Origin of the sequence: Streptomyces sp. FH025 (genome assembly GCF_017427025.1) — a bacterium.
In the GTDB taxonomy this organism is placed as follows: Bacteria; Actinomycetota; Actinomycetes; order Streptomycetales; family Streptomycetaceae; genus Kitasatospora.
The window spans coordinates 1-1,140 of sequence record NZ_JAFLNG010001207.1 but is presented as its reverse complement, the minus strand read 5'-3'; the positions used below and the strand labels follow the sequence as shown (position 1 = coordinate 1,140).

General features: G+C 74.9%; 1 pseudogene. It reads right to left on the bottom strand.

The features are described from left to right. Window positions 1-1,140, bottom strand: a pseudogene (locus J0670_RS38450) (DUF11 domain-containing protein); the annotation flags it as partial.

Below are 1,140 nucleotides of genomic sequence, written 5' to 3'. Positions count from 1 at the left end.
GGTGACGGACCAGCCGAACTCCTGCGAGCCGGTCACGGTGCCGACCAGGGTGGCCTTGATCCTGACCACCGCGCCCGGCGCCAGGGTGCCGAGCTCGCAGCGCAGCGCCCCGGCGTCGCACTGCCCGATCGGGGTGGTCAGCCCGCCGAGCCGGGCGCCGGTCGGCACCGAGACCGTGAGCGCGGTTCCGGGCGAGGGGGCGGGGCCCTTGTTGGTGACGGTGACGACCACGTCGGTGCCGCCGCCGACGGGGACGGCGGGCGTCCGGCTCGGCGCGCCGAGCGCCAGGTCGACGGACTGCTGGACGGCGGGCTCCTTCTGGCGTCCCGGCATCCGCCAGTCGAGTTCGGTCAGCCTGCCGGTCGCGAAGTCGTAGATCTTGAGCCCCTCCCGTGCGTTCGGCGGCAGGTCCCGGCGGGAGGTGAGCACCAGCTGCGCGCCGTTCGCCGTCCAGGCGACGTCGCGGGGCTGGAAGGGGCCGTTGGAGCGGTCGGGCAGCGGCCGGGTGCAGGCGCCGGCGCCGAGCCCGGCGGGCAGGACCACGGCGCAGTCCTCGCCGGTGGGCGAGGTGACCACCACGCCGTCCTGCCGGTTGTTCCCACCGTCACCGGCCTTGCGGTTGAAGGCGATCCGGCGGCCGTCGGGCGAGAACACCGGGCTGTCGTCGATGACGTTGCAGGTGCCCGGGCAGATCGCCCGGCTCAGGTCGGTCTGCTGGGCGAGGTTGCCGGCGGTCACGGTCCAGATGTGCAGGTTGCCGGCGTTGCCGTTGACCACCGCCGTCCGGGAGAAGGCGATCAGCTTGCCGTCGGGGGACCAGAAGGGCTCACCGTCGGAGGCCCCCTGCTGGCCGGCGGGCGGTTGGACGGTGCCGACGATCGCCCCGGTGGCCACCTCGGCGACCAGGATCCTGCCCGGGCTGGCCGGCTCCTGGCCGCCGCCCGGGGAGCTGCGGCTGAACACCATCAGCCGGCCGTCCGGCGAGAGCGAGGGGTCGGTGTCCCGGTCGAGGGGGCCGCGCCCGGCGAGGTTCATCGGGTGCGGGTTGGAGCCGTCGGCGTCGGTCAGCCAGATCCGTTCGATCCGCCCGGCCGGCGAGTCCTCGTAGCGGGTCACCACGATCTGCCGGCCGTCGGGCGT